Source organism: Aeromonas sp. ASNIH7 (assembly GCF_002903485.1).
GTDB classification, from domain to species: domain Bacteria; phylum Pseudomonadota; class Gammaproteobacteria; order Enterobacterales; family Aeromonadaceae; genus Aeromonas; species Aeromonas caviae.
In genome coordinates, this window is record NZ_CP026226.1 from 4,668,546 (window position 1) to 4,691,021 (window position 22,476).

General features: G+C 64.0%; 23 protein-coding genes, 4 tRNA genes and 2 pseudogenes. 10 read left to right on the plus strand and 19 right to left on the minus strand.

Features of this window, described 5'->3' with window-relative positions:
* Positions 1-18 precede the first annotated feature (18 nt).
* From C2U47_RS21830 to C2U47_RS21860, 8 genes are all read right to left on the minus strand, one after another.
* A tRNA-Met gene (locus tag C2U47_RS21830) sits at positions 19-95 on the minus strand.
* A 96-nt stretch (positions 96-191) separates the two neighbouring features.
* A tRNA-Met gene (locus C2U47_RS21835) sits at positions 192-268 on the minus strand.
* Between the two features lie 97 nt (positions 269-365).
* A tRNA-Met gene (locus tag C2U47_RS21840) sits at positions 366-442 on the minus strand.
* Between the two features lie 96 nt (positions 443-538).
* Positions 539-615 (minus strand) — tRNA-Met (locus tag C2U47_RS21845).
* Between the two features lie 224 nt (positions 616-839).
* Positions 840-1,559: a hypothetical protein gene (locus C2U47_RS21850; protein ID WP_041211484.1), complete on the minus strand. Its 720-nt coding sequence runs from the start codon at positions 1,557-1,559 to the stop codon at positions 840-842.
* Positions 1,560-1,665: 106 nt separating this feature from the next.
* Positions 1,666-3,300 carry an ATP-dependent endonuclease gene (locus tag C2U47_RS21855; protein ID WP_010674859.1) on the minus strand — a complete coding sequence of 545 codons (1,635 nt, stop codon included), beginning with the start codon at positions 3,298-3,300 and terminating at the stop codon, positions 1,666-1,668.
* A gap of 76 nt (positions 3,301-3,376) precedes the next feature.
* A complete protein-coding gene (locus tag C2U47_RS23580; RefSeq protein ID WP_256094327.1) occupies positions 3,377-3,499 on the minus strand; it encodes a hypothetical protein in 123 nt (40 codons plus the stop codon).
* A gap of 62 nt (positions 3,500-3,561) precedes the next feature.
* Positions 3,562-4,449, minus strand: coding sequence for a helix-turn-helix domain-containing protein (locus C2U47_RS21860; RefSeq protein WP_103261986.1), 888 nt, complete (start codon positions 4,447-4,449; stop codon positions 3,562-3,564).
* 169 nt (positions 4,450-4,618) lie between these two features.
* Here C2U47_RS21860 and C2U47_RS21865 point away from each other — a divergent pair, with 169 nt between their 5' ends.
* Entirely contained in the window at positions 4,619-5,536 is a 918-nt protein-coding gene (locus C2U47_RS21865) for a DMT family transporter (RefSeq protein ID WP_010674861.1), read from the plus strand.
* A 51-nt stretch (positions 5,537-5,587) separates the two neighbouring features.
* Complete coding sequence (locus tag C2U47_RS21870; RefSeq protein ID WP_010674862.1) at positions 5,588-6,520, plus strand: LysR family transcriptional regulator; 933 nt, start codon at positions 5,588-5,590, stop codon at positions 6,518-6,520.
* A 52-nt stretch (positions 6,521-6,572) separates the two neighbouring features.
* On the opposite strand, the gene C2U47_RS21875 is transcribed toward C2U47_RS21870, so the two are convergent.
* The 5 genes and pseudogenes from C2U47_RS21875 to C2U47_RS21890 form a co-directional block, all read right to left on the minus strand.
* Complete coding sequence (locus tag C2U47_RS21875) at positions 6,573-7,352, minus strand: TSUP family transporter (RefSeq protein ID WP_010674863.1); 780 nt, start codon at positions 7,350-7,352, stop codon at positions 6,573-6,575.
* 366 nt (positions 7,353-7,718) lie between these two features.
* A pseudogene (locus tag C2U47_RS23140) lies at positions 7,719-7,832 on the minus strand (DTW domain-containing protein); the annotation flags it as partial.
* Between the two features lie 2 nt (positions 7,833-7,834).
* Positions 7,835-8,584: a tRNA-uridine aminocarboxypropyltransferase gene (locus C2U47_RS21880; RefSeq protein WP_010674865.1), complete on the minus strand. Its 750-nt coding sequence runs from the start codon at positions 8,582-8,584 to the stop codon at positions 7,835-7,837.
* Between the two features lie 190 nt (positions 8,585-8,774).
* A complete protein-coding gene (locus C2U47_RS21885; RefSeq protein WP_010674866.1) occupies positions 8,775-9,764 on the minus strand; it encodes a D-alanine--D-alanine ligase in 990 nt (329 codons plus the stop codon).
* Positions 9,765-9,964: 200 nt separating this feature from the next.
* The gene (locus C2U47_RS21890; protein ID WP_041211488.1) at positions 9,965-10,573 is read right to left on the minus strand and encodes a 2OG-Fe(II) oxygenase; all 609 of its coding nucleotides are present in this window, start codon (positions 10,571-10,573) and stop codon (positions 9,965-9,967) included.
* Between the two features lie 208 nt (positions 10,574-10,781).
* On the opposite strand from C2U47_RS21890, the gene C2U47_RS21895 reads away from it, so the two are divergent.
* On the plus strand, positions 10,782-11,258 hold the full coding sequence (locus C2U47_RS21895; protein ID WP_103261900.1) for a glutathione peroxidase: 477 nt from the start codon (positions 10,782-10,784) through the stop codon (positions 11,256-11,258).
* Positions 11,259-11,453: 195 nt separating this feature from the next.
* Positions 11,454-12,842 (plus strand): DEAD/DEAH box helicase, encoded by a 1,389-nt coding sequence (locus tag C2U47_RS21900; protein WP_103261901.1) that lies wholly within the window; start codon positions 11,454-11,456, stop codon positions 12,840-12,842.
* Between the two features lie 70 nt (positions 12,843-12,912).
* Here the strand turns inward: C2U47_RS21900 and C2U47_RS21905 are convergent, their stop codons facing one another.
* The 3 genes and pseudogenes from C2U47_RS21905 to C2U47_RS21915 all read right to left on the minus strand — a co-directional run bounded on the left by C2U47_RS21905 (position 12,913) and on the right by C2U47_RS21915 (position 14,834).
* Positions 12,913-13,350 (minus strand): acetyltransferase, encoded by a 438-nt coding sequence (locus C2U47_RS21905; protein WP_103261902.1) that lies wholly within the window; start codon positions 13,348-13,350, stop codon positions 12,913-12,915.
* A gap of 36 nt (positions 13,351-13,386) precedes the next feature.
* Positions 13,387-13,871 (minus strand): annotated as a pseudogene (locus C2U47_RS21910) (GNAT family N-acetyltransferase).
* Between the two features lie 117 nt (positions 13,872-13,988).
* Positions 13,989-14,834, minus strand: coding sequence for a DUF5718 family protein (locus C2U47_RS21915; protein ID WP_103261903.1), 846 nt, complete (start codon positions 14,832-14,834; stop codon positions 13,989-13,991).
* 267 nt (positions 14,835-15,101) lie between these two features.
* Between C2U47_RS21915 and C2U47_RS21920 the strand changes: the two genes are divergently transcribed.
* The 4 genes from C2U47_RS21920 to C2U47_RS21935 all read left to right on the plus strand — a co-directional run bounded on the left by C2U47_RS21920 (position 15,102) and on the right by C2U47_RS21935 (position 17,096).
* Positions 15,102-15,656, plus strand: a complete 555-nt coding sequence (locus tag C2U47_RS21920) for a class IV adenylate cyclase (RefSeq protein WP_103261904.1) — start codon at positions 15,102-15,104, stop codon at positions 15,654-15,656.
* 26 nt (positions 15,657-15,682) lie between these two features.
* Positions 15,683-16,075 (plus strand): NUDIX hydrolase, encoded by a 393-nt coding sequence (locus tag C2U47_RS21925; RefSeq protein WP_010674874.1) that lies wholly within the window; start codon positions 15,683-15,685, stop codon positions 16,073-16,075.
* 101 nt (positions 16,076-16,176) lie between these two features.
* Positions 16,177-16,683: a GNAT family N-acetyltransferase gene (locus C2U47_RS21930; protein ID WP_010674875.1), complete on the plus strand. Its 507-nt coding sequence runs from the start codon at positions 16,177-16,179 to the stop codon at positions 16,681-16,683.
* A gap of 104 nt (positions 16,684-16,787) precedes the next feature.
* Positions 16,788-17,096 (plus strand): antibiotic biosynthesis monooxygenase family protein, encoded by a 309-nt coding sequence (locus tag C2U47_RS21935; RefSeq protein WP_010674876.1) that lies wholly within the window; start codon positions 16,788-16,790, stop codon positions 17,094-17,096.
* Between the two features lie 40 nt (positions 17,097-17,136).
* Here C2U47_RS21935 and pdxY read toward each other — a convergent pair whose 3' ends face one another.
* From pdxY to C2U47_RS21950, 3 genes are all read right to left on the minus strand, one after another.
* Positions 17,137-18,000, minus strand: a complete 864-nt coding sequence (gene pdxY, locus C2U47_RS21940; protein WP_010674877.1) for a pyridoxal kinase PdxY — start codon at positions 17,998-18,000, stop codon at positions 17,137-17,139.
* Positions 18,001-18,520: 520 nt separating this feature from the next.
* Positions 18,521-19,276, minus strand: a complete 756-nt coding sequence (locus C2U47_RS21945) for a DUF429 domain-containing protein (RefSeq protein ID WP_103261905.1) — start codon at positions 19,274-19,276, stop codon at positions 18,521-18,523.
* Between the two features lie 77 nt (positions 19,277-19,353).
* Entirely contained in the window at positions 19,354-19,917 is a 564-nt protein-coding gene (locus C2U47_RS21950) for a VC2662 family protein (protein WP_010674879.1), read from the minus strand.
* Positions 19,918-20,211: 294 nt separating this feature from the next.
* Between C2U47_RS21950 and C2U47_RS21955 the strand changes: the two genes are divergently transcribed.
* Positions 20,212-20,562 carry a phasin family protein gene (locus tag C2U47_RS21955; protein WP_041211496.1) on the plus strand — a complete coding sequence of 117 codons (351 nt, stop codon included), beginning with the start codon at positions 20,212-20,214 and terminating at the stop codon, positions 20,560-20,562.
* A 95-nt stretch (positions 20,563-20,657) separates the two neighbouring features.
* Positions 20,658-22,445: a class I poly(R)-hydroxyalkanoic acid synthase gene (locus C2U47_RS21960; RefSeq protein ID WP_103261906.1), complete on the plus strand. Its 1,788-nt coding sequence runs from the start codon at positions 20,658-20,660 to the stop codon at positions 22,443-22,445.
* Positions 22,446-22,476 lie beyond the last annotated feature (31 nt).

Below are 22,476 nucleotides of genomic sequence, written 5' to 3' on the forward strand. Positions count from 1 at the left end.
GCCATGAACACAAATGGTTGGTTGCGGGGGCCGGATTTGAACCGACGACCTTCGGGTTATGAGCCCGACGAGCTACCGAGCTGCTCCACCCCGCGTCCGAATTGCATTGCCACCACAAAAAGCAGAGCAGTTGCTTCTTGCTGTCTTCGTCTCCACCGCAGGCGCTAGCGCTTGCCATGAACACAAATGGTTGGTTGCGGGGGCCGGATTTGAACCGACGACCTTCGGGTTATGAGCCCGACGAGCTACCGAGCTGCTCCACCCCGCGTCCGAATTGCATTACCACCACAAAAAGCAGAGCAGTTGCTTCTTGCTGTCTTCGTCTCCACCGCAGCACTATGCTGCTTGCCATGGACACAAATGGTTGGTTGCGGGGGCCGGATTTGAACCGACGACCTTCGGGTTATGAGCCCGACGAGCTACCGAGCTGCTCCACCCCGCGTCCGAATTGTATTGCCACCACAAAAAGCAGAGCAGTTGCTTCTTGCTGTCTTCGACTCCACCGCAGCGCTATGCGCTTGCCATGGATACAAATAGTTGGTTGCGGGGGCCGGATTTGAACCGACGACCTTCGGGTTATGAGCCCGACGAGCTACCGAGCTGCTCCACCCCGCGTCCGAGGTCGCCCATAATAGGCGCCAACGCTGAGATTGCAAGTAAATATCCTAAAAAAAGTTTATTCGGGGATTAAACCGTCACATACTGCGCTCTTTTGCAACAAATCGCAGTTTTTTCAGGCAGCTAGCGATCTCTTCCCCCTCAGGCCCCTCCCCGCCTTGCCCCTCTTTGCCATAAAAAAAGCCCGCACGACAAGGTGCGGGCGGAAGGATGCGCCGGGATCAGGCCAGCTGGTGCAACACGCTGGTCGACGCAATCTGGGCGATGATGAGGCCGCACAGGGTCACAGAGACCACCACGGGGGCCGTCTCCTGCTGACGGTAGATGGGGCTGAACCAGAGCAGCAGGGCTGCGACCAGCAGGCCGGCCTGGGTCACTACACCGGGGATCAGCGGGTCGAGCCCGGCGCTGCTCCCCTGCCAACCCACCAGCACCGCCAGCCAGATAAGACTCAGGATGGCAGAGACCAGCCCCGCCAGGGGCAGCAGCAGATTGAAGGCTTGCAGGCGGTGGCGGGCACGCAGCAGCATCAGGTGGGCAAAGGCCGACCCCAGCAGCACCATCTGCAGCAGGCCGCCGAGCCAGCCCTGGATCTGCATCAGACCCAGCCCGTAGAGGGCGAGCGGCATGGCGGGCAACCACAGCAGGGTGGCGGGGATGGCGCGCTTGCCCTCCAGGCGAGACTGGAGCAGGGAGAGCACGATACCGAGCACCAGGGCGGCCCCCCCACTCCAGATGAGCCAGCCCGCAACCTTGGCCTCCACCGCCAGCATCAGGGAGAGCCCGGTGATCACCCAGACCGAGAAGAGCTGGGTAGTGATCCGCGAGCGCTGGCCCGGGCAGAGATCCCCGCGCCACAGGACGAGCCCCACGGCGATCAGGGCCCCCAGGGCCATCAGACCGGTCAGGGGAAAGAGCCAAAAAGGAAGTTGGACGAACATAGGGTCTCCGGCAGCAGTCCGGGTGCGGGTGCACCCATCACAGGGTAAGGAAGGACAAGAGGCAGGGAGTATATCCAAACTCCCCCCGTCTTCCCAACGTCGCCGGTCAGCTTTGTCCCCGGGCAAGGGCGACCACCCGGGCAAACATCTGCTTGAGCACAGGGGGAATGTGCTCGCTGCCGAGACGCTCCGCCTCCTCCACCACCGCCAGGGCCATGCCTGGCTTGCTGCGATGGTGGATCGCCTTGGCGATGATGCGCCCGGCGTTGAGGGTGGAGCGCCCCCCGACCCCCGCCTCACGCCGGAACACCCCCTCGAACCCGTTCTGGTAGAGGTAGTGCTCTATGTCTGCCGCCGGCAACTGGGTCAGCCGATCCCGCTCGCGCTCCCCCTTGAGCAGGGAGCGAGCGGAACTCGCATACTTGGCACCCGCCTCGTCACCGTCGGTGAGCAGGTGCCACTCTATGCCAAAGTCCCGGGCCACCTTGATGAGAGGAGCCTGGCCGCACTGGGCGAACTCGATGATGCGCACCCCCTCCGCCCGCAGGCTGTAGCCGCAGATCTGGGCCAGCTCCGAGAGCAGCCAGATCTCGGTCTCCCCTTCCACCAGCAACCAGCAGCGGGCAAACATCGACATGGGCCTGTTGATGCGCACATGGAAGGCAATCTTGCGCAGATCGTCGCTGCTGTAGCGCTCCCCTCCCAACTGATGGCAGAGGATGTCCTGCTGGCGGCGCACCAGACGGCGCACCTGATTGAGGGGCAAGGAGGAGAGCAGGTCCCCCGAGTTGGTGGTGAGCAGCTTCTGGCCGGGCAACTGCTCCAGCAGACCCCAGGCCAGGGCCAGCATGGTGGGATGCAGGCGACTCTCGGGGTCTTCCAGCATCAGTATGGGTCTGGCCCCCTCCTCCAGCTCCCGGTTGCCCCGGGCGTGGAGCAGCATGGCCGCCATGCCCGCCATGGCCAGTTGCAGCGCCCGGTTGTCCGCATTGCGCAGCAGCACCTGCAGGTTGCCGGGATTGCGCAGGGTCATGGGGCGATTGACGATATCCCGCTGGCTGCGAGGCTTGTGCTTGATGGGCGCCAGGGCGCTGAAGTAGTGCTCCATCAACTGCTGCACCGCCTGCAGCGCCTCCTTGAGTTCTGGCTCGCCGATGCGCTGGGGCTCATCGGTGAGCTTGCCGGCCAGCTCGTCCAGCCGCTGCTCGCACAGATCCCCCCAGGGCAGCCGCTCGATACCATCCCTGGCGGTACGGGCATCCCGCAGCCTGAACACCGGATTCATGGTGATGAGCAGACGCACCAGCGCCTCGTTGTTGTCGATGGTCAGGCTCTTGCCGATGCCGTCGAGAAAGTCGTGGGTGGTGAGCACGCTGCCATCGTCCTGCAACTCGGCACTGGCACGATAATGCACCCGGTGGAACTTGTCCTTGTGCGGGATCCAGGCCGCCCCGAGGCGGGCCAGACGGCGGGAGTGCTGGCACATCTGGGGACGATACTCGCTGAAGGTGAGCACCAGTTGCAGCGTGCGCGAGGGTTCGAGCTCGGGATCTTCCGGCCGATGAAAATCATCCTGACCAAATTGATAGGGCTCGGCATCCCCCAGCAGGCACCAGAGGGCCCGCAGCAGGCTGGATTTGCCCCAGGCGTTTTCGCCGATGAGCACAGTGGTGTTGTCCAGCCCGAGGGAGAGGCGATTTATTCCGCGAAAACCTTTGACTTCAATGCGTTCCAGAAACATGCGGCCATATCCAGTCCATCCTGATGGCGCAATAGTGGCAAAGTTGCCGGAAAAATCCTATCGGGTTACGGCGTTTTCAGCGGGAACTGTGAGGAACGAGCGGTTCGGGCGGCGTCGGCTGGGTGGCGCGATAGAGGGGGGCATTCCAGTGGTTGAACCAGAGATGGCGAGTACGGGTCTGACGTTTGCGATGATTCAATGGGCATTCCTTTCAATGGACAAGAGACAGAGGGTACACCTCTTTTGCCCAGAGTCTCAGGGTTATCTGTGACAGGAGAATGACAACTGGGCTCGCCACTGGCCCGGGCTCAGGCCGAACGCCTCCCGAAAGCGGTTGCCAAAATGGGCCTGGGAGGAGAAGCCGCACTGGGCGGCGATGCTGGCCAGGGGCTCGCTTCCCGCCAGCAACTGCTTGGCCCGCTTGAGCCGCAGCCCGAGCAGGTAGCGGTGGGGCGGACAGCCCAGGCTCTGCCCGAACATCCGGGCGAAGTGGTATTCGCTCAGACCCGCCTCCCGGGCGAGCTCTCCCAGAGTGACCGGCTCGGCCAGGTGAGCCTGCAGATACTCCTGCACCCGGCGCACCACGGCCGGGGCCAGGCCGCCGCGCACTTCCGGCAGCGCCGGGGCCTCGCGGGTGTGATGGCGATAGGCGTGCAGCATCAGCATCCAGGCACCGTGGGAGAGCGCCATGCGATCGATGCCGTGCTGCCAGTCCAGCTTCATCAATTGCCCCTGCACCAGGGCCACCGCCTGGGGATCGTCGATGAAGGTCTTGTCTTCCAGTTGCAGATGACGCCCCTCCTTGTCACACGCCTGCTCGGCGATGCGGGTGAAGTGGGCGGGGGTGAAGTAGAGGTGGAAGAAGCGAAACTCCTCGCGCACCAACCACTCGGACCTGTGGTGATCCGGCATGATGCACACCTTGCCGGCACCACCATGGCCACCGGGGCCGTCCAGCCGCTCGGTCTGCTCGCCCCCCTGCAGGTAGACGCTGATGGTGTGGTTGCCCGGCTTGTGGTAGCGGGTCTGATCGTAGCGGTTGCACCAGCTCGCCACCCCGAGCCCGGGCTCCAGCCAGCAGGAGTCCTCCAGTCTGGCACCGGTGCTCACCAGGGCATCAAAGACCCCCGTTTGTCTTGTCTGCTGCATGGCATGCTGCACGCTTGCGTCCCTCTCCCGCCCCTTTCCTGTCGCCATCTTATCGCGCCTCATGGTCAAAGGCTGCGCCTCCGTTGAAAAAACCGCAAGATGGTGCAAGCCGGCACCCCGCCTCCCGGTTCATGCTGATCACATCATCTTCTCTTGATGGGATCACACCATGAATCTGATGCTCTATGTTTCCACCGTCCTCATCTGGGGCAGCACCTGGATTGCCATCGCCTGGCAGCTCGGCCCCATCCCCATCGAGGTCTCGGTGCTCTATCGTTTCGCCCTGGCGGCCCTGGCCCTGTTCACCCTGCTCACGGTGAGCGGCAAGTTTCCGCGCCTGCCCTGGGCGGGCCAGCGTTATGCAGCCCTGCTCGGCGCGTTGCTCTTTTCCACCAACTTCCTCTGTTTCTACCACGCCACCCTCTATATCCCGAGCGGTCTGTCGGCGGTGATTTTCGCCAGCGCCAGCATCTTCAACGGCCTCAATCTCTGGCTGTTCGAGGGTAAACGACCGGGCCTGCGCTGGCTGCAAGGATCGTTGCTGGGGCTGCTTGGCACCCTGCTGCTCTTCTGGCCGGTGCTGGCGGATGCGCAACTGGGTGCAAACGGCTGGAAGGGCTTGCTCTTTGCCTGCGCCGGCACTCTCTGCTTCTCCCTGGGCAACCTGGTCTCCGCCCGGGGACAGCGCCAGGGCTATCACGTATTGCAGATGGTACCCTGGGGCATGGTCTACGGCGTGGCGCTGCTGCTGGGCTGGGTCACGGTACTCGGTCAGTCACTCACCCTGCCCACCGACCCGCGCTACCTCGCCGCCATGGTCTATCTGGCCATCTTCGGCTCCGTCATCGCCTTCACCGCCTACCTCACCCTGGTGGGGCGCATCGGTGCCAGCAAGGCGGCCTACGCCACCGTGCTCTTCCCCCTGGTGGCCCTCACCCTCTCCACCTTCTATGAAGGCTTTGTCTGGCAGACGGTCTCCATCGTCGGCGTGGTGGTGAGTCTCATTGGCAACCTGGTGATCTTCGCGCCCCCCGTCAAGGCGTGGCGCTGGCCGCTATCAAGGGCCGCAAACGGTACTTGCCCCTGATGCCACCAGCCCCTAAGGTAACCGCGTCCAACACACGAGGAGGGAGGACGCATGTTACTGGAAGGGCTGGAGACACTCTGCCTGCTGGCAAGCGAGGGCACCATGGCCAAGGTTGCAAGCCGCCTCTATATCAGTCAGTCGGCGGTCAGCAAGCGCATCGCCCAGCTGGAGCAGCGCCTTGGCAAGAAGCTCATCGAGCCGGATGGCCGTCATATCCGCCTCACTCCCCAGGCCCGTGAACTGCTCGCCCGGGTAGCCCCGAGCCTCGCCGAAATGAAGGGGGTGCTGGCGGACAGCCAGATCCTCACGGATCAGACCCCTCTGTCCATCGCCTGCTCCGAAACCCTGTTGGCGGGCTACCTCGCCCGCTTCATGCACGCCTACCTTGAACGGGATCCCCACATTGCCCTCTCTACCCACCACACCCCGGTCATTCTGGCCCGGGTGCGCGGCGGGGATGCCCTGCTCGGGATCTGCGCCGGTCGCCTGCCGCCGGGCCATGGGCTGTGTGCCGAACGGCTGCTGGAGGAGCCCTTCTATCTGGTGGGGGACGCTCTGGATGAGGCGGCGCAGCCGGATCACCAGAGCGCCTTGCAAGAAACTGTGACCAGCAAGCAACTGACTGAAGGCGACGTGAGTAAGGGGATGCAGGGCAAGGTGCGCAATATCCTGACCATGGATCTGGAGAACCCCTCCAACCGCTATCTGCGCGAGCCCCTGGCCGCCCTCGGGCTTATACCCGCCATGGAGCTCGATTCCTACCTGGCACTGATCGAGCTGGCCAAGGCAGGCATTGGCCCCGTGCTCCTGCCCGCCGGCCTGCTGGCGCTGGTGGGTGAGCAGGGGACACAGGCACGCCCCCTGCCGGGACTGGGCCGCCCGCTCCACCTGGTCTATCGGCCAAACAGCCTCAAGCGCGATCGCATTGCCCGCCTGGTGCAGGCGCTGCAAGCCCATTTCCGGCAACTTTCGGCACTGGGCTGAAACGCAAGAGGGCCCGATCTGCGATCGGGCCCTCGTCATGGCGGGTACCGGCTCAGCCCAACCAGGCAAAGAGCTCGGGGTACTGGCTCCACACCAGCTTGGCGGACATCACCAGGGAGACGGTCACCAGCAGCGGCTTGATGAGCTTCACCCCTTTCTTGAGCACCAGCTTGGAGCCCATGCGCGCCCCGATGAACTGCCCCAGCGCCATGCACAGCCCCACGCTCCACACCACCTTGCCCCCCAGGGTGAAGAAGAGCAGAGAAGCGATGTTGGAGGTGAAGTTGAGCAGCTTGGTGTGGGCGGTGGCCCGCGCCATGCCGAAGCCCGCCAGGGCCACGAAACCGATGGCAAAAAACGACCCCGTGCCCGGCCCGAAGAAGCCGTCATAAAAGCCCACGCCCCCTCCCACCAGCAGGGCGAACGCCATGGGGGTGAGGCGGCGCTGGCTCTCCGCATCGCTCACCCTGGGGGAGAAGTAGAAGTAGCAGGCAAACGCCATCAGCAGGAAGGGGAGCAGCCGCTCCAGGATGGCGGCATCGATGGTCTGCACCGCCAGGGTGCCGATGGCCGCCCCGATGAAGGTGCAGATGACAGCCGGCCAGATGATGGCCCACTCAAGGAGCCCCTTGCGGGCATAAAACCAGGTGGCGGAGAAAGAACCGAAACTGCTCTGCAACTTGTTGGTGCCAAGCACCAGGGCCGGCGGCATGCCGGTGGCCAGCAGGGCCGGCACCGTCAAGAGCCCTCCGCCCCCGGCGATGGCATCGATAAAGCCGGCGATGAGGGCCACCCCGAACAGGGCGACCAGGGTGAGCAGTTCCAGTTCCATCCATAGACCTCGTGTGATTGGCGGCGCCCGGCATGGCCTGGAGCCTGAAGGAGTCAACAGGTCGCTATCCTAGCGAGGGCGGGCTCATGAAGCCAACGAAACAATGGCAGCCAACTAATTCCTTATTTTCATTAATCAGCGTGCGAGAGGGCCTGTGCTTTGATAGCCGCCACCCACTGCAACAGGGGCGCTTCATCCTCGCCGGGTGCACGGCTTACCCGGCCAGCCATCTAGCGGCTGCTGATGAGGATTAATCCAGAGCGCGGCTCTGGCCCTTGATGGCCTCCACCCCCTGCAACAGGGGCGCTTCATCAGCACCGGGCGCACAGCTTACCCGGCCAGCCATGTAGCGGCTGCTGATGAGGATTAATCCAGAGCGCGGCTCTGGCCCTTGATGGCCTCCAGCCCCTCCAGCAGGGGCGCTTCATCCTCACCGGGCGCACGGCTTACCCGGCCAGCCATGTAGCGGCTGCTGATGAGGATTAATCCAGAGCGCGGCTCTGGCCCTTGATGGCCTCCAGCCCCTCCAGCAGGGGCCCTTCATCAGCACCGGGTGCACGGCTAACCCGGCCAGCCATGTAGCGGCTGCTGAAGAGATTGAACCAGAGCTGCAGCGCCTGTCCCGCCCGCAGCTCCCCGGCCACTTCCAGCACGCAGGCGGCCACCTCGGCGGTGCACAGGTGCTCGTCGCTGTGGGCGACGCGCATGCCGTAGGTAGAGAGCGCATCCGGCTTGATGGCGAGCACCGGGAAGCCGTCCAGATAGGGACTCTTGTTGAACATCTTGCGCGCCTCGGGCCAGGTGCCGTCCAGCAGGATGAACAGCGGCTTCTTGCCGGGGGCCAGTACCACCTCGCCGGTCAGGCGGTCGGGCGCTTTCTCGCAGGCGGGAAAGACCAAGTAGGGCTGCCAGGCGGGATCCGCCAGCAGGGCCAGCAGCTCGGGATGGGGTTCGGTACGCGACCAGAGAAAGGCCCAGGTGGAGTCCGGCAGCACGTCGGCGATGAGGCGCCCGGTGTTGGAGGGCTTCATGGGCTCGCTGTCATACATCATGAGGCAGAAACCGGCCTCGGCCTTGAGCGCCGGGCGCCAGTCGCAGGCACACCAGTCGTGGCGCAGCTGGCAGGCATCACAGCGTGGCACGCTGCCGCCACGGGCAAGAAAGGGCCGGGTCGAGACGCTCTTGCGCCAGATGCGCAGGCGGTTGACGGCGTGATCGGGGATGGGCTTCATGGAACGCGGCTCTGACGGTGCCTGTGGCGGGACAAAAGGGGGCTGATTGTAACGGCGCGCCCTCCTGGCGGCAAGGCTTGCCGGGCGGCGCCCTGCCCCCTTCCCTCCCCGCGCTCTGCCCGCTTCCCCCCATGAAAAAAGGGGCCCTGAGGCCCCTACTCACCATCCGTTGCAACCGGGTCTGGCGACATCAGACCGCCTTTCGCAGGATCTGCTCCAGATAGTGCGCGAAGCTGTGGCCGTGGTGCTCCAGCAGTTTCGGGAACATGGAGATGGAGGTCATGCCCGGGAAGGTGTTGATCTCGTTGAGCAAAATCTCCCCCTCTTCGGTCAGGAAGAAGTCGATGCGCGACAGGTGGGTCAGCTTGAGCTGACGGAACGCCTTGAGCGCGTACTCGTGAATGGCGTCAGCCTGCGCCTGAGTCAGTCCCTCGGCCTTGAGCGCGGTCTCGGTGTGACTGGCACTGCTGTACTTCTCTTCATAGGTGTAGAACTTGTCCTGGGGTACGCAGATCTCCCCCGGATAGGTGGCCACCAGCTCGTCACCATACTGGTAGACCGCCACTTCCAGCTCGCGGGGCTTGACCGCTTTTTCGATCAATACCTGCTCGGAGTAACCGAAGGCATCGGCAATACCCTTCACCAGGTCTGCCTCGTTGCTGGCGGAGTAGCAACCCACGGAAGAGCCCTGGGAGGCCGCCTTGATGAAGACCTTGCCCCACTTGGCCAGCGCCGCTTTCGCCTCGATCAGGCTCGCCTCGCCTTGCTCGGTCAGGAACAGGTAGGGGGTATTGGGGATGCCGATGGCGGTGAGCCACAGCTTGGTGGTGATCTTGTTGAAGCACACCTTGCTCGCCTCGGCGTCACAACCCAGATAAGGCAGGCCGGCCAGCTCGAGGAAGGATTGCAGATCGCCGGTCTCACCGGGATAGCCGTGGATGCAGGGCACCACGTAGTCCACCGGACGGGCCACGCTGTCGAACGAGAGCAGCTTGTCCAGCCCCAGCTTGCACTCGCGACCGTCGGCGGAGAGCCAGCGGTCGGCAAACATCTCGACCCGGGTCACTTCGATACCGGGCAGGAGCCCGAGCTGTTTTTCGAGGAAATTGGCGCTGCGCAGCGAGACTTCGTGCTCGGAGCCGCCACCGCCGCACAGCAGCAAGACATGCATGTTCTTCATTAGATGTGATCCCTTGGGAGAAGCGGCTTCGTCATCACCATGTCAAACCCAACCGCATGAAAACCGGACGAAGCCAGAAACGAACATAAGTGCGGGCAGTGTAGCAAGGGAGGGGAAGCCTTGTCAGCCGATGGGGCGCACCTCCCCCTGCCCGGGCAGATAAAAGTCTCTTCCTGTGTCAGAAACAGGATGAAATGCGCTCAGCGGGGGGGATCGACCCGCCCGGCGCCATTGCCGTTGACCCGAAACCAGCCGGCAATGCTGTAGCGCTCCCGGCTTGCGGGCAGCACCTCGTGGGGAAACTCTTCAGACAGGAAGAGCACCAGCCGCCCGCCCCGGGGGGAGACATCCATCAGAAACTGCTCGCTGTCGTCATAGACCCGCAATATTCCCCCCGCCTCTGGCTGCCAGTCGTTGTTCAGGTAGAACACCGAGGTGAGCCGGCGGTTGGATCGCCCGGCGAAGGCGTCGCGATGGGTGGCGTAGAAGTCCCCCTGACGGTAGCGGGCAAAGTGGGCCTCGTAGTCGAACAGCCCCAGCATCAGGCTGCGATTGGCGGCCAGACGCAGGGACTCCATCCGGGCCAGATAGTCGGCCACCGGCGCGCCGAGGGAGGCGTCGAGCCAGTGGATCTGATCCCGACGGATATCGCGGTTGTCCTGATGCAGGGTCTCGCGCCCGATCCCCGCCGGTCGCCACTCGTCCGGCAGGCAGGCCTTGAGGGCATCCACCTCGGCGGCGGTTAAAAAATCATCCACTATCACCCAACCCCGGGTGTAGATGGCATCCATGACGGCTTGATAGTCCAAGATAGGCTCGCAGCGAGGGGAGAGAGTGCGCTTTGTAGCGACTTCGGACCATCGGCACAAACCGGATTGCTTCTCTTGAGAAGTCCCGCCATCAATAGGAGTCTGGGGGGCACAGACGCCCTCCCCCTTGCTCCCCGGCCCTCGGCCCGTTAACGTGCAAGGATTGTCCCCCGGGCGCCTTGTCGCCCCTCTTGCATCAGGAGAAACCATGCCCCTGCCCCTCATCCCCCTGCAACGACTCGATGGCATGGCCTGGTCCACCGCCGATCTGCAGGGCCGTGTCGTGCTAGTGGTCAACGTGGCAAGCCGCTGCGGTTTTACCCCCCAATACACCGGGCTTGAGGCCCTCTATCGCCAGTTCGGCCCCCAAGGCTTCGAGATCCTGGGCTTTCCCTGCGATCAGTTCGGCCATCAGGAGCCGGGCGATGCCGAGGAGATCGCCCGCTTCTGCTCTCTCGACTACCCGGTCAGCTTCCCCCTAATGACCAAGTGCGAGGTCAACGGCGCCGGGGCCCACCCCCTCTATCGCTGGCTCAAGGAGCAAAAGCCCGGGCTCCTTGGCAGCGAGGCCATCAAGTGGAACTTCACCAAGTTCCTGATTGACCGTGAAGGCCGGGTGGTGGACCGCTTCGCCCCCCAGACCAGGCCGGAGGATCTGGTGCTGGCCATCGAGGGACTGCTCTGACAGGCGTGCGCTGCTCGCGACACGGCTGCTGCGCGTGCGCCTCGCATCTGCTATATTACGCGCCCACTGTCTCTTGTGCGGTCGCTTTGCCGGGCTCAGGCCCAGCCTCGATGGCGGCCCACCCTATTTTCCATGTCGTGACGGACCAAGGCTGCCGTCACCCGTTGAGCCCAAGGCTCGGAGTGTCCCTCGAACATGTCATTCAATGAACTGGGTCTGTCACCGCACATCCTGCGGGCCGTCAAGGAGCTGGGTTACGAACAACCCACCCCCATCCAGCAGCAAGCCATTCCCGCCATCCTGGCCGGGCAGGACGTGCTGGGCGGCGCCCAGACAGGCACGGGCAAGACGGCCGGTTTCACCCTGCCCATGCTTCATCGACTGCTGGCCAACCACGGCCGTGGCGGTCGTCGCCAGGTGCGAGCCCTGGTGCTGACCCCGACCCGGGAGCTGGCCGCCCAGGTGGGCGAGAGCATCATCAAATATGCCCACCACCTGCCGTTTCGTACCCTGATCGCCTATGGCGGCGTCAGCATCAAGCCGAACCTGGACGCCATCAAGCTCGGGGTCGACATCCTGGTCGCCACCCCGGGCCGCCTGCTGGATCTGCTGACCCAGGGCGCCCTGACCCTGAGCGCCCTCGAGGTGCTGGTGCTGGATGAAGCGGACAGAATGCTCGACATGGGGTTCATCACCGACATTCGCCGCATCATGAAGGCCCTGCCGGAGGAGCGTCAGACCCTGCTCTTCTCCGCCACCTTCTCCAATGACATCAAGGCGCTGGCGGACGATCTGCTCAAGGATCCCACCCTCATCGAGGTGGATCCCAGCAACACCGCCGCCGAGCAGGTAAGCCAGCGCATCATCCAGGTCGATCGGGAACGCCGCCGGGAGATGCTCTCCCACATGATTGGCCGTGGCAACTGGCAGCGGGTGCTGGTGTTCGTGCGCACCAAGCAGATTGCCGACAGGCTCGCCCAGCAGATGCAGAAAGATGGCCTGGATACGGTCGCCATCCACGGTGACAAGAGCCAGGGGGCCCGCAACCGGGCGCTGGCGGATTTTCGTGAAGGCAAGGTGCGGGTGTTGGTTGCCACCGATATCGCCGCACGGGGTCTGGACATCGATCAGCTGCCCCACGTGATCAACTTCGAGCTGCCCCAGATGGCGGAGGATTACATCCACCGCATCGGCCGCACCGGCCGTGCCGGGCGCGGCGGCGAGGCCATCTCCCTGGTGAGCCAGGACGAGCTGGGTCAGCTCAAGGAGATCGAGGCGCTGATCGGCCAATCCCTGACCGTGGAGATCCTGGAAGGGTACGAGCCGAGCGGCAAGCCGAGCCGCCAGACCCTGCCGGGCAGCAAGCCGGTGCAAAACCCGCCCCGCGCCCGTGGCCATGCCAACGCCAAGGGTGGCAACGGCAAAACAACCACAGGCAAGAGCAAGGCGAAGAGCGATGGCGGCAAGAAGCCAGCCCCAGCCCGCAAGCGGGAAGTGGTGGGCGAGGACATCGGTTTCGCCCCCATGCGCCGTCTACCCAAGGCCCAGCGGGGCGACTATCAGGACAACTCCAGCGAGGAGTGAGGGGGCGCAAGCCAAACCTCCTGAACAACAAAAAACCGCCCTCGGGCGGTTTTTTTATGCTCTGGCGCCCTTAACCGGCGACCAAGGCCATGTGCAGCAGCGGATAGGGCTTGCCCTGACCATCCAGGGGGGAGCGCCCCGTCACCTCGAAGCCCAGGTGCTGGTAGAAGCCGACAGCCTGGGCATTCTGTTCGTTGACGTCCACGCGAGTCGCCCCCAGACAACGGATGGCGTGGTCCACCAGCTGGCGGCCGACCCCGCCCCCTCTCGCCTCGGGAGCGATGAACAGCATCTCGATATTGCCCTCAGCCACCCCGATAAAACCGACGATCACGCCATCCTGCCTGGCGCAATAAAGGCGCACGGCATCGAAATAGTGTTCGAGGATGAGAGGCTTGAGGGTGGCGATGTCTTCCTCTTGCAGGAAGTGATGGGTAGCGCGTACCGAGGCCTCCCAGAGAGCGATCAGGGCCGGGTAATCCTCGGTTTGTGCTGGTTCTATCTTCATGAATTGTTGGCTCAATTTATGGCAAAAGCGCCGATGCTAAGCCTTGGGGCCGAACCTCGTCAAGGTGCAGCCCTGGGCCTCTGCCTGCTTGATGACAAACCCCTTCTCGATGCCCGCCTTGAAGCCCAGCTTCTCATAGAGGCGATGGGCTTCATCGCGCCCTTCCCCCGAGAGCAGCATCACCTTGTAGCCATCCAGCCCCCAGGCCAGGGAGAGCGCCTGTTCAAGCACCTTCTGGCTCAGCCCCTGGCGTCGGAACGCAGAGGCCGTTACCACGTGCTCTATGATGCCAAAGGGCCTGCCGCCGTTGCTCAGGGTCGGGATCACCCCGAGCTGGCAGGTGGCGGCGAGCTCACCGCCCACCTTCGCCACGATGATCCGCACCTCGGGCCTGGCCAGCAGGCTCGCGAGCGTCTCCCTCGCCATGGAAAGCGGCATCACGGGATCCCGTGGTCTGAGCTCGGCGTAAAGGCTGAGCAAGCCGCCAGATCCTGCTCCCTGCACTCTCTGATCACCACCATGGCAACCCACCTGATCTGCCACTCCTCTTTCGGCTGATCATGCATGACGCCAGCATGGAGTGTGCGCAGGCATAATAGAGAAAGAAGATGCCTCCCCAGGTTGGGAAGGCATCGCGATCAACGGGTCTTGACCGCCTGGAGCAGGACAGAGACATCGGCGCCAACGCGGCGGGTCGCGATGGCTTCGCGAATGTCGCTCTCGCTGTAGCGACTGGCGGGGTAGACCACCACGCAGGCGGTGTCACCGGGAGCGAGGAAGTGGGTCTCGCCAAAGGGGGTGTAGCGGGTGGCGCCAATGCTGATGAGCGCATGGGCCGGGCGCCCCGCCTGGGCCAGCAGCCCCTGGATATGCTCGGCCGGGCCTTCGTCCTGCTGATGGTTGAACTTGTCGATGGCCCACGCCAGCAACTGACCGTGGAAGTAGCTGTAGTCCACCGCCGCGCTGTCGATCCCGTAGGGGTGCAGCTCCCCGTCCCGCTCCAGATAGCAGGCGATGCGGTAGTCATCGAGCTCGCATCCTGCGGCAAAGTGGGTCAGGGGCAGCAGGTTCGCGGCCAGCCCCTTGCTCTCTTCACCCCAGTTCTTCTTCTCGCTGATCTTGTTGGCATTGGGGCGACGGATGGAGCAGTCGTTGTAGGCGCCAAACGCCTTGGGATGGATGGCCACCACCTGCTCCCCCGCGTACTCCAGCTCGCACCACAGTGCCACCTCGGGTTCAATCTGCACCTTCTCGTCCCCGCTCACCGCCGCCTCCGGCAGGAAGATGGCATCGCCGCTCAGGGGAAAGACCCCGAGCTGGCCGGGATGGTTCGGCACATAGAAGGGGAACAGCGCCTTGGGGGCGACCTTGTCGTCAACCTTGACGGCGACGAAGTCCGCCGCCTCCCCTGCCTGCTCCAGGTGACCGGCGAAGTTGCCCGCCACGCCCAGTCCGATAAAGGGGGTCTGTGAGGTGATCTGCATCTGTGGCTCCACTGGCGCGGCCGGGGCCGCCGCCTCGTTGTCGTTGTTCAGGGCGGAAATACCGCCAAAGAGGGAGCTTATTAGAGCACAGCCCCCGTACGGCGCCCAGCCACCGGGCCACAAGCTGTGCACCAGGGCGGATTTTCCCTCACCATCTGGTCATAAAGTCGGCAGTCGATGCGAAGCTGTGATCCCGATGCTTGGGAGAGCCCGGCACTTTTGCTAGGCTGCCCTATTCATTTGCCGTTCGGGAGCCGTCGCAAGGCCATGACCACCCACTTTCAGGGGCGCTTCGAGGTGGAGTTCAAATACCGCCTGACGGACAGCGCCGCCTTTGTGCATACCCTCACGGCCCTCGGCCCCGAGGTGATGGTGGCGGACAATCATGAGCAGGACTGCTACTTCGACACGGCAGATGGCGCCCTGGCCCGGGCAGAGAAGAGCCTGATCATCCGCACCATGGCCCCCAGCGGCATCCGGCTCTGGATAGTCAAAGGACCCGGACCCGATCGCTGCGAGGCGGTCAACATCACCGATGCGGACAAGGCGGCCAGCATGGTGCGCACCCTGGGCTACCAGCCGGTGCTGACCATCGACAAGCGGCGCAGCATCTATTTTCTGGGGGCCTTCCACGTCACGGTGGATCACCTGGCAGGCGTCGGTGATTTTGCCGAGTTCGCCATCATGACTGACGACGAGACCGCCCTGCCCGCCTACCGCGCGCAGTTGCTGGCGCTGGCTAGCCGGCTGGGACTGGCGCCCGAGATGCGGGAAACCCGCTCCTATCGCACCCTGTGCGAGCAGCGAGCCCCCCCCCTTTGACAAGCGGCAACAAGAGGAATCTGCCCATGATCGACAAACTCGCCTGGCTGACCTTCAAGGAGGGACAACTGCTGTGCGCCCGCTCCCACGGCAAGGACATCTACTACATTCCGGGGGGCAAGCGCGAGCCGGGCGAGAGCGACGAGGCGGCCCTCGTTCGTGAAATCGAGGAAGAGCTCGCGGTCATCCTGAAACCCGACACCCTGGCGTTCGCCTGCGAGTTCAGCGCCCAGGCGGACGGCAAGCCGCAAGGGGTGAATGTCAATCTGCGTTGCTACACGGGGGACGCCGACGGCACGCCCGTCGCCTCGGCGGAGATCGCCGAGCTGCGCTGGCTGGACAGCCGCCACCTGGCCGAAGTCTCCCCCGTCTCCCGCCTGCTGTTCCAGTGGCTGGCAGCGCAGGGACTGATCCATTAAGAGACGGCGCACCTGACCGGATGATAATAGCACCGGCAGGAGAGTCCGCGCCCGAGACGTTAATCCCCCACGTGGGCCAAGAGAGAAGATGAGGACATTCAATGGAGATCCTTGAGGTCGAGAGCACCAGAGGCATCAAACCGGCGCTGATCGCCCTGCTGCAAGATTGCGTGGCCAGCGGTGCCTCGGTGGGCTTTCTGCCTCCCCTGCAGGAAGAGCAGGGGCTGGCGTACTGGCAAGGCATCGAGGGGGAGCTGGCGGATGGAGTGCGCAAGCTCTGGGTGGCGTTTGATCAGCACCATCTGGTGGGCGCCCTGCAGCTCTCCCTGTGCACAAAGGCCAACGGGGGCCACAGGGCCGAAGTGGAAAAGCTGATGGTCCACAGCCAGGCCCGTGGCAAGGGGGTGGGCCGCGCCCTGATGAACGCCATGGAGCAAGGGGCCCGGGACGCCAGGCGTACCTTGCTGGTGCTGGATACCCGGGTCGGCGACGTGGCCTCCAGCCTCTATCGCCAGCTCGGCTATCAGGAGGCCGGCCAGATCCCGGACTTCGCCCGCAATGGGGACGGCACCCTCGCCGCCACCCAGTTCTTCTACAAGCAGCTCTGAGGCAGACGGCCTGGCAAGACCGGACAGCGTGCCGGTCTTGCCCCCTCCAAGGCTCGGCGTACATAGGTTTTTGGTTCAACCAGACTCATCGGCATGGAGCCATCATGATATTGGAAGTCGCCCATCTGCAGATCATTCCCGGCAAGGCCACTGACTTCGAGCAGGCCTTCGCCCGAGCCCAGCACATCATCAGCGCCATGCCCGGCTACCTGGGCCACCAGTTGCAGCGTGCCCTGGACGATCCCCATCACTACCTGCTGCTGGTGCAGTGGGCGCGGCTGGAAGATCACACCCGGGGGTTCAGGGGCTCCCCCCGGTACCAGGAGTGGAAGGCCCTGCTGCACCACTTCTACGACCCCTTCCCCAGGGTCGAACATTTTCAGGATGCAACACCGATCAGTGCCGCAAGCTGAACCTTGATCAGCTCGTCCCGTCACGGGCTGATCAATGGCGTCAGGCCAGGCGCTCGGCCCTGTGGGCAATCTGCGGCTCGGCAAAGGCGCTCTGGGCCGCGATGAGCTGCAGCTCGTAGGCATTCGCCTCCCAGGTCTGTCTCAGCACCGCATCCACCGCGGCGTTGGTGCGCTCGAAGGCGCTCACCCCATCATATCCCGCCTGCAGGTTGGCCAGCATCAGGGCGCTGATGAGATCCCCCACGCCCACCGGTTGGCGCGCGAAATCGTAAAGGGGACGGGCGATCAGATAGTCTCCCTCGGGGGTGGCAAGCAGCATCTCGAAGCGGCCGGGGACGCTGGCGGCGCGACCCAGATGCTTGACCAGCACCATCTTCACCCCCTTCTCCAGCAACTGGCGTGCGGCGACCCGGGTCTGGGCCAGGGTTGTCAGATGGACATCGCACAGGGTCTCCAGCTCCAGCAGATTGGGGGCCATGATGTCCGCCACCGGCAGGGCCTGCTCGGTGAGAAAGCGGGTGACGCCCGGGGCGACGATGCACCCCTTCTCCGGATGCCCCATCACGGGATCGCAGAAATAGAGGGCCGCCGGATTGGCTCGTTTCACCGCCGCCACCACCGCCAGGATCTCGTCCCCCTGCTCCGCCGAGCCCAGATAGCCACTTAGCACCGCATCGCAGCGCGCCAGCACCTCGATATTGCAAAGCCCCTGGCACAAGGCGGCAATGTGGCCCGCCGGCATTGCCATTCCCTGCCAACCCGCCTCGTACTGGGTGTGGTTGGAGAACTGCACCGTATTGATGGGCCACACCTCCATGCCGAGACGGCGCATGGGGAACACGGCGGCGCTGTTGCCGGCACAGCCAAACACCACGTGGGACTGGATAGAGAGAATGCGTTTCATCGACACCACCGGACAAGAAGCCTGAGGAAAAGAGGCAATATATCGGATGAAGAGACGGCTCTTCCAGCAATTAACGCCCTGACTCCCTATTTATGCTTCTGCAGGCTTAACCTGCCGCATATTTGACCCCCGCTACCCTGTTTCTGTACAACCCTGGAGCCATCTCCCCGCTGCTGCGGCGTGATAAATGTACTTGTACGTCTCTTGTCTGATGGCATACAAGGTGATTTTTAAACCAGCCATGAACAGTCGGGATCAAGGATGAGGTCCGATGAAAAGGCGCCAGTCGGCAGTCGGCAGTCGGCAGTCGGCAGTCGGCAGTCGGCAGTCGCAAAGTAAGGCAACAAGGGCAAGGGTCAAGGAGGCGTCGGAAGATCACAGGACAAAGGCGGCCTACCCTTGCCTGACACCGTGGCAACGGCAAGCCATACGCAGTGGCGACAGCAAGTCACGTCACCAGTGCCGTGGCTGCAGCGAGTCGCCAGCAGTCATCAGGGGGAGCGCGGTGCCCTTGGGCGCCTCAATCCCGGGCGAAGTGGTAGACCCAGCCTTCGTCCGGTGCCATCTCGTCCGGCAGGTCCACCAGGGCAGGCAGCGAGGTGACGGCCCCTTCGGCCGCAAATTGCAGGGCCATCAGAGCGCAGAGCGCGGCATCATAGGGATCCGTTCCAGGGATGAGGATTGCTGGCAGGTGGGGTTGCAGCTCGGGCCGCACCGCAGAGGCTTTGCCCCCCATTTTGGCCAGGGCGGGATAGACCTCCAGCACCGCGCGCCCGGCAGCCCTCGCCCGTTTTGGCACCAGTTGCAGATCCCCGAGGCGCGGCAGCATGGAGAGGGCCAGGGTGGCGTTGTTGCCGAGCCTGTCGAAGGTGGCGGAGAGGGGCTTCTTGCCATAGTGCTGATGGAGCCAGCGCTCGCAATCCCGGTAGGCGTAAGGGTTGTCAATCTCCCGCTGGGGCACGGGAAAGCCGCTCCCCCGCCCCGCCAGCAGATCGGCGAGGGCGCGGGGAAAGGCCAGGGGCGCATCGATGCCGAGAGCAAGGCGCGGGCAGGCCAGCACCTGCATCAGCGCCACCTCGTCTTGCAGGGCCGGGCGCAGCAGGGCATCCAGATCCGGCGCGACCCGGGAGCTCAGGCGAAACAGGGGGGAGATCCCGAGCCAGTGCAGACGCGACTCCCGGGCCTGCCAACCCACCACCGCCACCGCCTGGGCATTGCCCTGCCAGCCCCTCACGTCCCAGCCGATGCCGATGGCGTCCATGTGTTCCGTTGTCATGCCCCTGTTACCTCTGTGCAGCCTTGATGGAGCACAGGGTAATGGCTGCCCCTCCTAAAGCAAGGGCAAGTTGGTCCCTAGAAGGATTTCTTGAAGTTGATCAGGGGCAGAATGGGGAAGATGCCGTTCTCGGCGTAGTTGGCCAGGCCAATCTGCAAGCCGTCTAGGTGCTTGGTGGCATTGACGAATCCCAGCTGGAACGTGGTGCGTTCGGCATAGTTGACGAAGCCGACGTTGGCCAGGGCATTGCCCTGGGCGATGTTGACCGCCCCCCAGTTGAGCCCCTTCACATTGTTGGTCAGGTTGACGAAGCCCAGATTGAGGCCGGTATCCTGCCCTTCGTGCCAGTTGACGGCGTTGATGGCGACCCCGCCAAACTGATGGCGCACCCGGCTAGCGCCAAAGAACACACCAAGCTGCAGGCCGGTGAACTGATCCACGTCGGAGAGGGCGAACACCGGCAGATCGATCCCCTTCACCTGGCCGGTGCGGCCGTAGAGGAAGGAAGCCCTTGCCCCTTCCACCTGATTGGACGAGGGCAGGTTGACACCGGGCAGGGAGATCTGGACCGGCGTGCTGGCCTGGGCGACACCGGCGAGGGTCAGGGCACCACAGCCGAGCAGCAGGGCGAACGGTTTCATCGGGGATTCCTTGTGAAGAGGGTGTGGCTCAAGGGTACCAGCGTAGGCCCCGGGGAACGAGACCCCGCCCCCTGCCCTGCGTCACCTCTCGTCTGAACCCGGGGATGGCTCTCTCGGCGGATTGGAAAATTCAAACAGAAACTAACATTTATACCAAAGGTAGATTGGTTGCAGAATGCTCAAACGTGTGTTTGAACAGAGCAAACAACACGTAACACAGGGATGACGTGCTGTACCCGCAAGAAGGGTCGATTGACCCGCAAAAACAGTGTTCTGCCGAACCGGAGACCCATGATGAATATGGACGTGATCAAGAGCTTTACCGAGCAGATGCAAGGCTTTGCCGCTCCCCTCACCCGCTACAACCAGCTGCTGGCCAGCAACATCGAACAGCTGACCCGGTTGCAACTGGCGTCCGCCAATGCCTACGCCGAACTGGGGCTCAACCAGTTGCAGGCCGTCGGCAAGGTGCAGGATGCCCAGAGCCTGGCGGCCCTCGGCACCGTGCAGCTGGAGAGCGCCAGCCAGCTCTCCCGCCAGATGCTGGATGACATCCAGAAGCTCAGCACCCTCGGCCAGCAGTTCAAGGAAGAACTGGATGCCCTGACCGCAGATGGCATCAAGAAGAGCACGGGCAAGGCCTGATAACCCCTGGCTGCCCGTCTTGCGGGCAGCCACATCTCCCCACGACTCGACAGAACGGGCAAGTGCCCGCCCCGGGCGTGGGTGAAGGAGAACACATGAGCCAATCATCTTACGGCCCGCTGTTCGAGGCCCTGGCCCACTACAACGACAAGCTGCTGGCCATGGCCAGAGCCCAGACCGAGCGCACCGCCCAGGCCCTGCTGCAGACCAGTCTGGACGATCTGGGCCAGGTGCTGGAGCAGGGCAGCCAGCAGCCCTGGCAGCTGATCCAGTCCCAGATGAACTGGTGGCAGGATCAGCTCAAGCTGATGCAGCACACCCTGCTCAAGAGTGCAGGCCAGCCGAGCGAGCCGGTGATCACCCCGGATCGCAGCGATCGCCGCTTCAAGGCCGACGCCTGGAGCGAGCAACCCCTCTATGACTACCTCAAGCAATCCTATCTGCTGACCGCAAGACACCTGCTGGCGGCGGTGGATGCCCTGGAGGGCGTGCCCGAGAAGAGCCGGGAGCGACTGCGCTTTTTCACCCGCCAGTACGTCAACGCCATGGCTCCCAGCAACTTCCTGGCCACCAACCCGGAGCTGCTCAAGCTCACCCTGGAGTCCGACGGCCAGAATCTGGTGCGCGGCCTTGCGCTCCTGGCCGAAGATCTGGAGCGCAGCGCCGATCACCTCAACATCCGCCTGACCGACGAGTCCGCCTTCGAGCTCGGCCGGGATCTGGCGACCACCCCGGGCCGGGTAGTGCTGCGCACCGAGCTCTTTGAGCTCATCCAGTACAGCCCGACCACAGCGACGGTGGGCAAGACCCCGGTGCTGGTCGTGCCCCCCTTCATCAACAAGTACTACATCATGGACATGCGCCCCCAGAACTCCCTGGTGGCCTGGCTGGTCGCCCAGGGGCAGACGGTCTTCATGATCTCCTGGCGCAACCCGGGGGTGGCACAGGGGCAGGTCGATCTCGACGACTACGTGGTGGACGGGGTCATCGCCGCCCTGGACGCCGTGGAGGCGGCCACCGGCGAGCGGGAGGTGCACGGCATCGGCTACTGCATCGGTGGCACTGCGTTGTCACTCGCCATGGGCTGGCTGGCGGCGCGGCGCCAGAAGCAGCGGGTGCGTAGCGCCACCCTGTTCACCACCCTGCTGGACTTATCCCAGCCCGGGGAGCTTGGCATCTTCATCCACGAGCCCATCATCGCGGCGCTGGAGGCGCAGAACGAGGCCAGGGGCATCATGGACGGGCGCCAGCTCGCGGTCTCCTTCAGTCTGCTGCGGGAGAACAGCCTCTACTGGAACTACTACATCGACAGCTACCTCAAGGGCCAGAGCCCGGTGGCATTCGATCTGCTGCACTGGAACAGCGACAGCACCAACGTGGCGGGCAAGATCCACAACAGCCTGCTGCGCCGACTCTACCTGGAAAACCAGCTGGTGAAGGGGGAGCTCAAGATCCGCCACACCCGCATCGCTCTCGCCAAGGTGAAGACCCCGGTGCTGCTGGTGTCCGCCGTGGACGATCACATCGCCCTCTGGCAGGGAACCTGGCAGGGCATGGCGCTGTTCGGGGGCGAACGGCGCTTCATTCTGGCCGAATCCGGGCACATCGCCGGCATCATCAATCCACCGGATGCCAACAAATTCGGCTTCTGGCAGAGCGAGGTCGAGGCGGACAGCCCGGCGCAGTGGCTGGCGGGGGCGACCCACCAGAGCGGCTCCTGGTGGCCCGAGATGATGCGCTTTATCAAAGACCGTGACGAAGCAGAGCCCGTCCCCGCCCGGCAGCCTGTCGAGGGGCTGGAGGCGGCCCCCGGCAGCTACGTCAAGGTACGGCTCAATCCGGTGTTTGCCGGCGTCAGGATGCAAGAAGAGGAACCCGCATGAGTACACAACCCCTTGCCGTGGGCCAGAAGGC

Coding starts and splice junctions, on each gene's coding strand:
- C2U47_RS21880 (WP_010674865.1), bottom strand. CDS start 8,584: ATGAAGCCCATCCCCGATCACGCCGTCAACCGCCTGCGCATCTGGCGC.
- C2U47_RS21905 (WP_103261902.1), bottom strand. CDS start 13,350: ATGAAGATAGAACCAGCACAAACCGAGGATTACCCGGCCCTGATCGCT.
- C2U47_RS21925 (WP_010674874.1), top strand. CDS start 15,683: ATGATCGACAAACTCGCCTGGCTGACCTTCAAGGAGGGACAACTGCTG.
- C2U47_RS21870 (WP_010674862.1), top strand. CDS start 5,588: ATGTTACTGGAAGGGCTGGAGACACTCTGCCTGCTGGCAAGCGAGGGC.
- pdxY (WP_010674877.1), bottom strand. CDS start 18,000: ATGAAACGCATTCTCTCTATCCAGTCCCACGTGGTGTTTGGCTGTGCC.
- C2U47_RS21855 (WP_010674859.1), bottom strand. CDS start 3,300: ATGTTTCTGGAACGCATTGAAGTCAAAGGTTTTCGCGGAATAAATCGC.
- C2U47_RS21955 (WP_041211496.1), top strand. CDS start 20,212: ATGAATATGGACGTGATCAAGAGCTTTACCGAGCAGATGCAAGGCTTT.
- C2U47_RS21885 (WP_010674866.1), bottom strand. CDS start 9,764: ATGAAGAACATGCATGTCTTGCTGCTGTGCGGCGGTGGCGGCTCCGAG.
- C2U47_RS21900 (WP_103261901.1), top strand. CDS start 11,454: ATGTCATTCAATGAACTGGGTCTGTCACCGCACATCCTGCGGGCCGTC.
- C2U47_RS21860 (WP_103261986.1), bottom strand. CDS start 4,449: ATGCAGCAGACAAGACAAACGGGGGTCTTTGATGCCCTGGTGAGCACC.
- C2U47_RS21850 (WP_041211484.1), bottom strand. CDS start 1,559: ATGTTCGTCCAACTTCCTTTTTGGCTCTTTCCCCTGACCGGTCTGATG.
- C2U47_RS21875 (WP_010674863.1), bottom strand. CDS start 7,352: ATGGAACTGGAACTGCTCACCCTGGTCGCCCTGTTCGGGGTGGCCCTC.
- C2U47_RS21950 (WP_010674879.1), bottom strand. CDS start 19,917: ATGAAACCGTTCGCCCTGCTGCTCGGCTGTGGTGCCCTGACCCTCGCC.
- C2U47_RS21930 (WP_010674875.1), top strand. CDS start 16,177: ATGGAGATCCTTGAGGTCGAGAGCACCAGAGGCATCAAACCGGCGCTG.
- C2U47_RS21920 (WP_103261904.1), top strand. CDS start 15,102: ATGACCACCCACTTTCAGGGGCGCTTCGAGGTGGAGTTCAAATACCGC.
- C2U47_RS21895 (WP_103261900.1), top strand. CDS start 10,782: ATGCCCCTGCCCCTCATCCCCCTGCAACGACTCGATGGCATGGCCTGG.
- C2U47_RS21865 (WP_010674861.1), top strand. CDS start 4,619: ATGAATCTGATGCTCTATGTTTCCACCGTCCTCATCTGGGGCAGCACC.
- C2U47_RS21935 (WP_010674876.1), top strand. CDS start 16,788: ATGATATTGGAAGTCGCCCATCTGCAGATCATTCCCGGCAAGGCCACT.
- C2U47_RS21915 (WP_103261903.1), bottom strand. CDS start 14,834: ATGCAGATCACCTCACAGACCCCCTTTATCGGACTGGGCGTGGCGGGC.
- C2U47_RS21945 (WP_103261905.1), bottom strand. CDS start 19,276: ATGACAACGGAACACATGGACGCCATCGGCATCGGCTGGGACGTGAGG.
- C2U47_RS21960 (WP_103261906.1), top strand. CDS start 20,658: ATGAGCCAATCATCTTACGGCCCGCTGTTCGAGGCCCTGGCCCACTAC.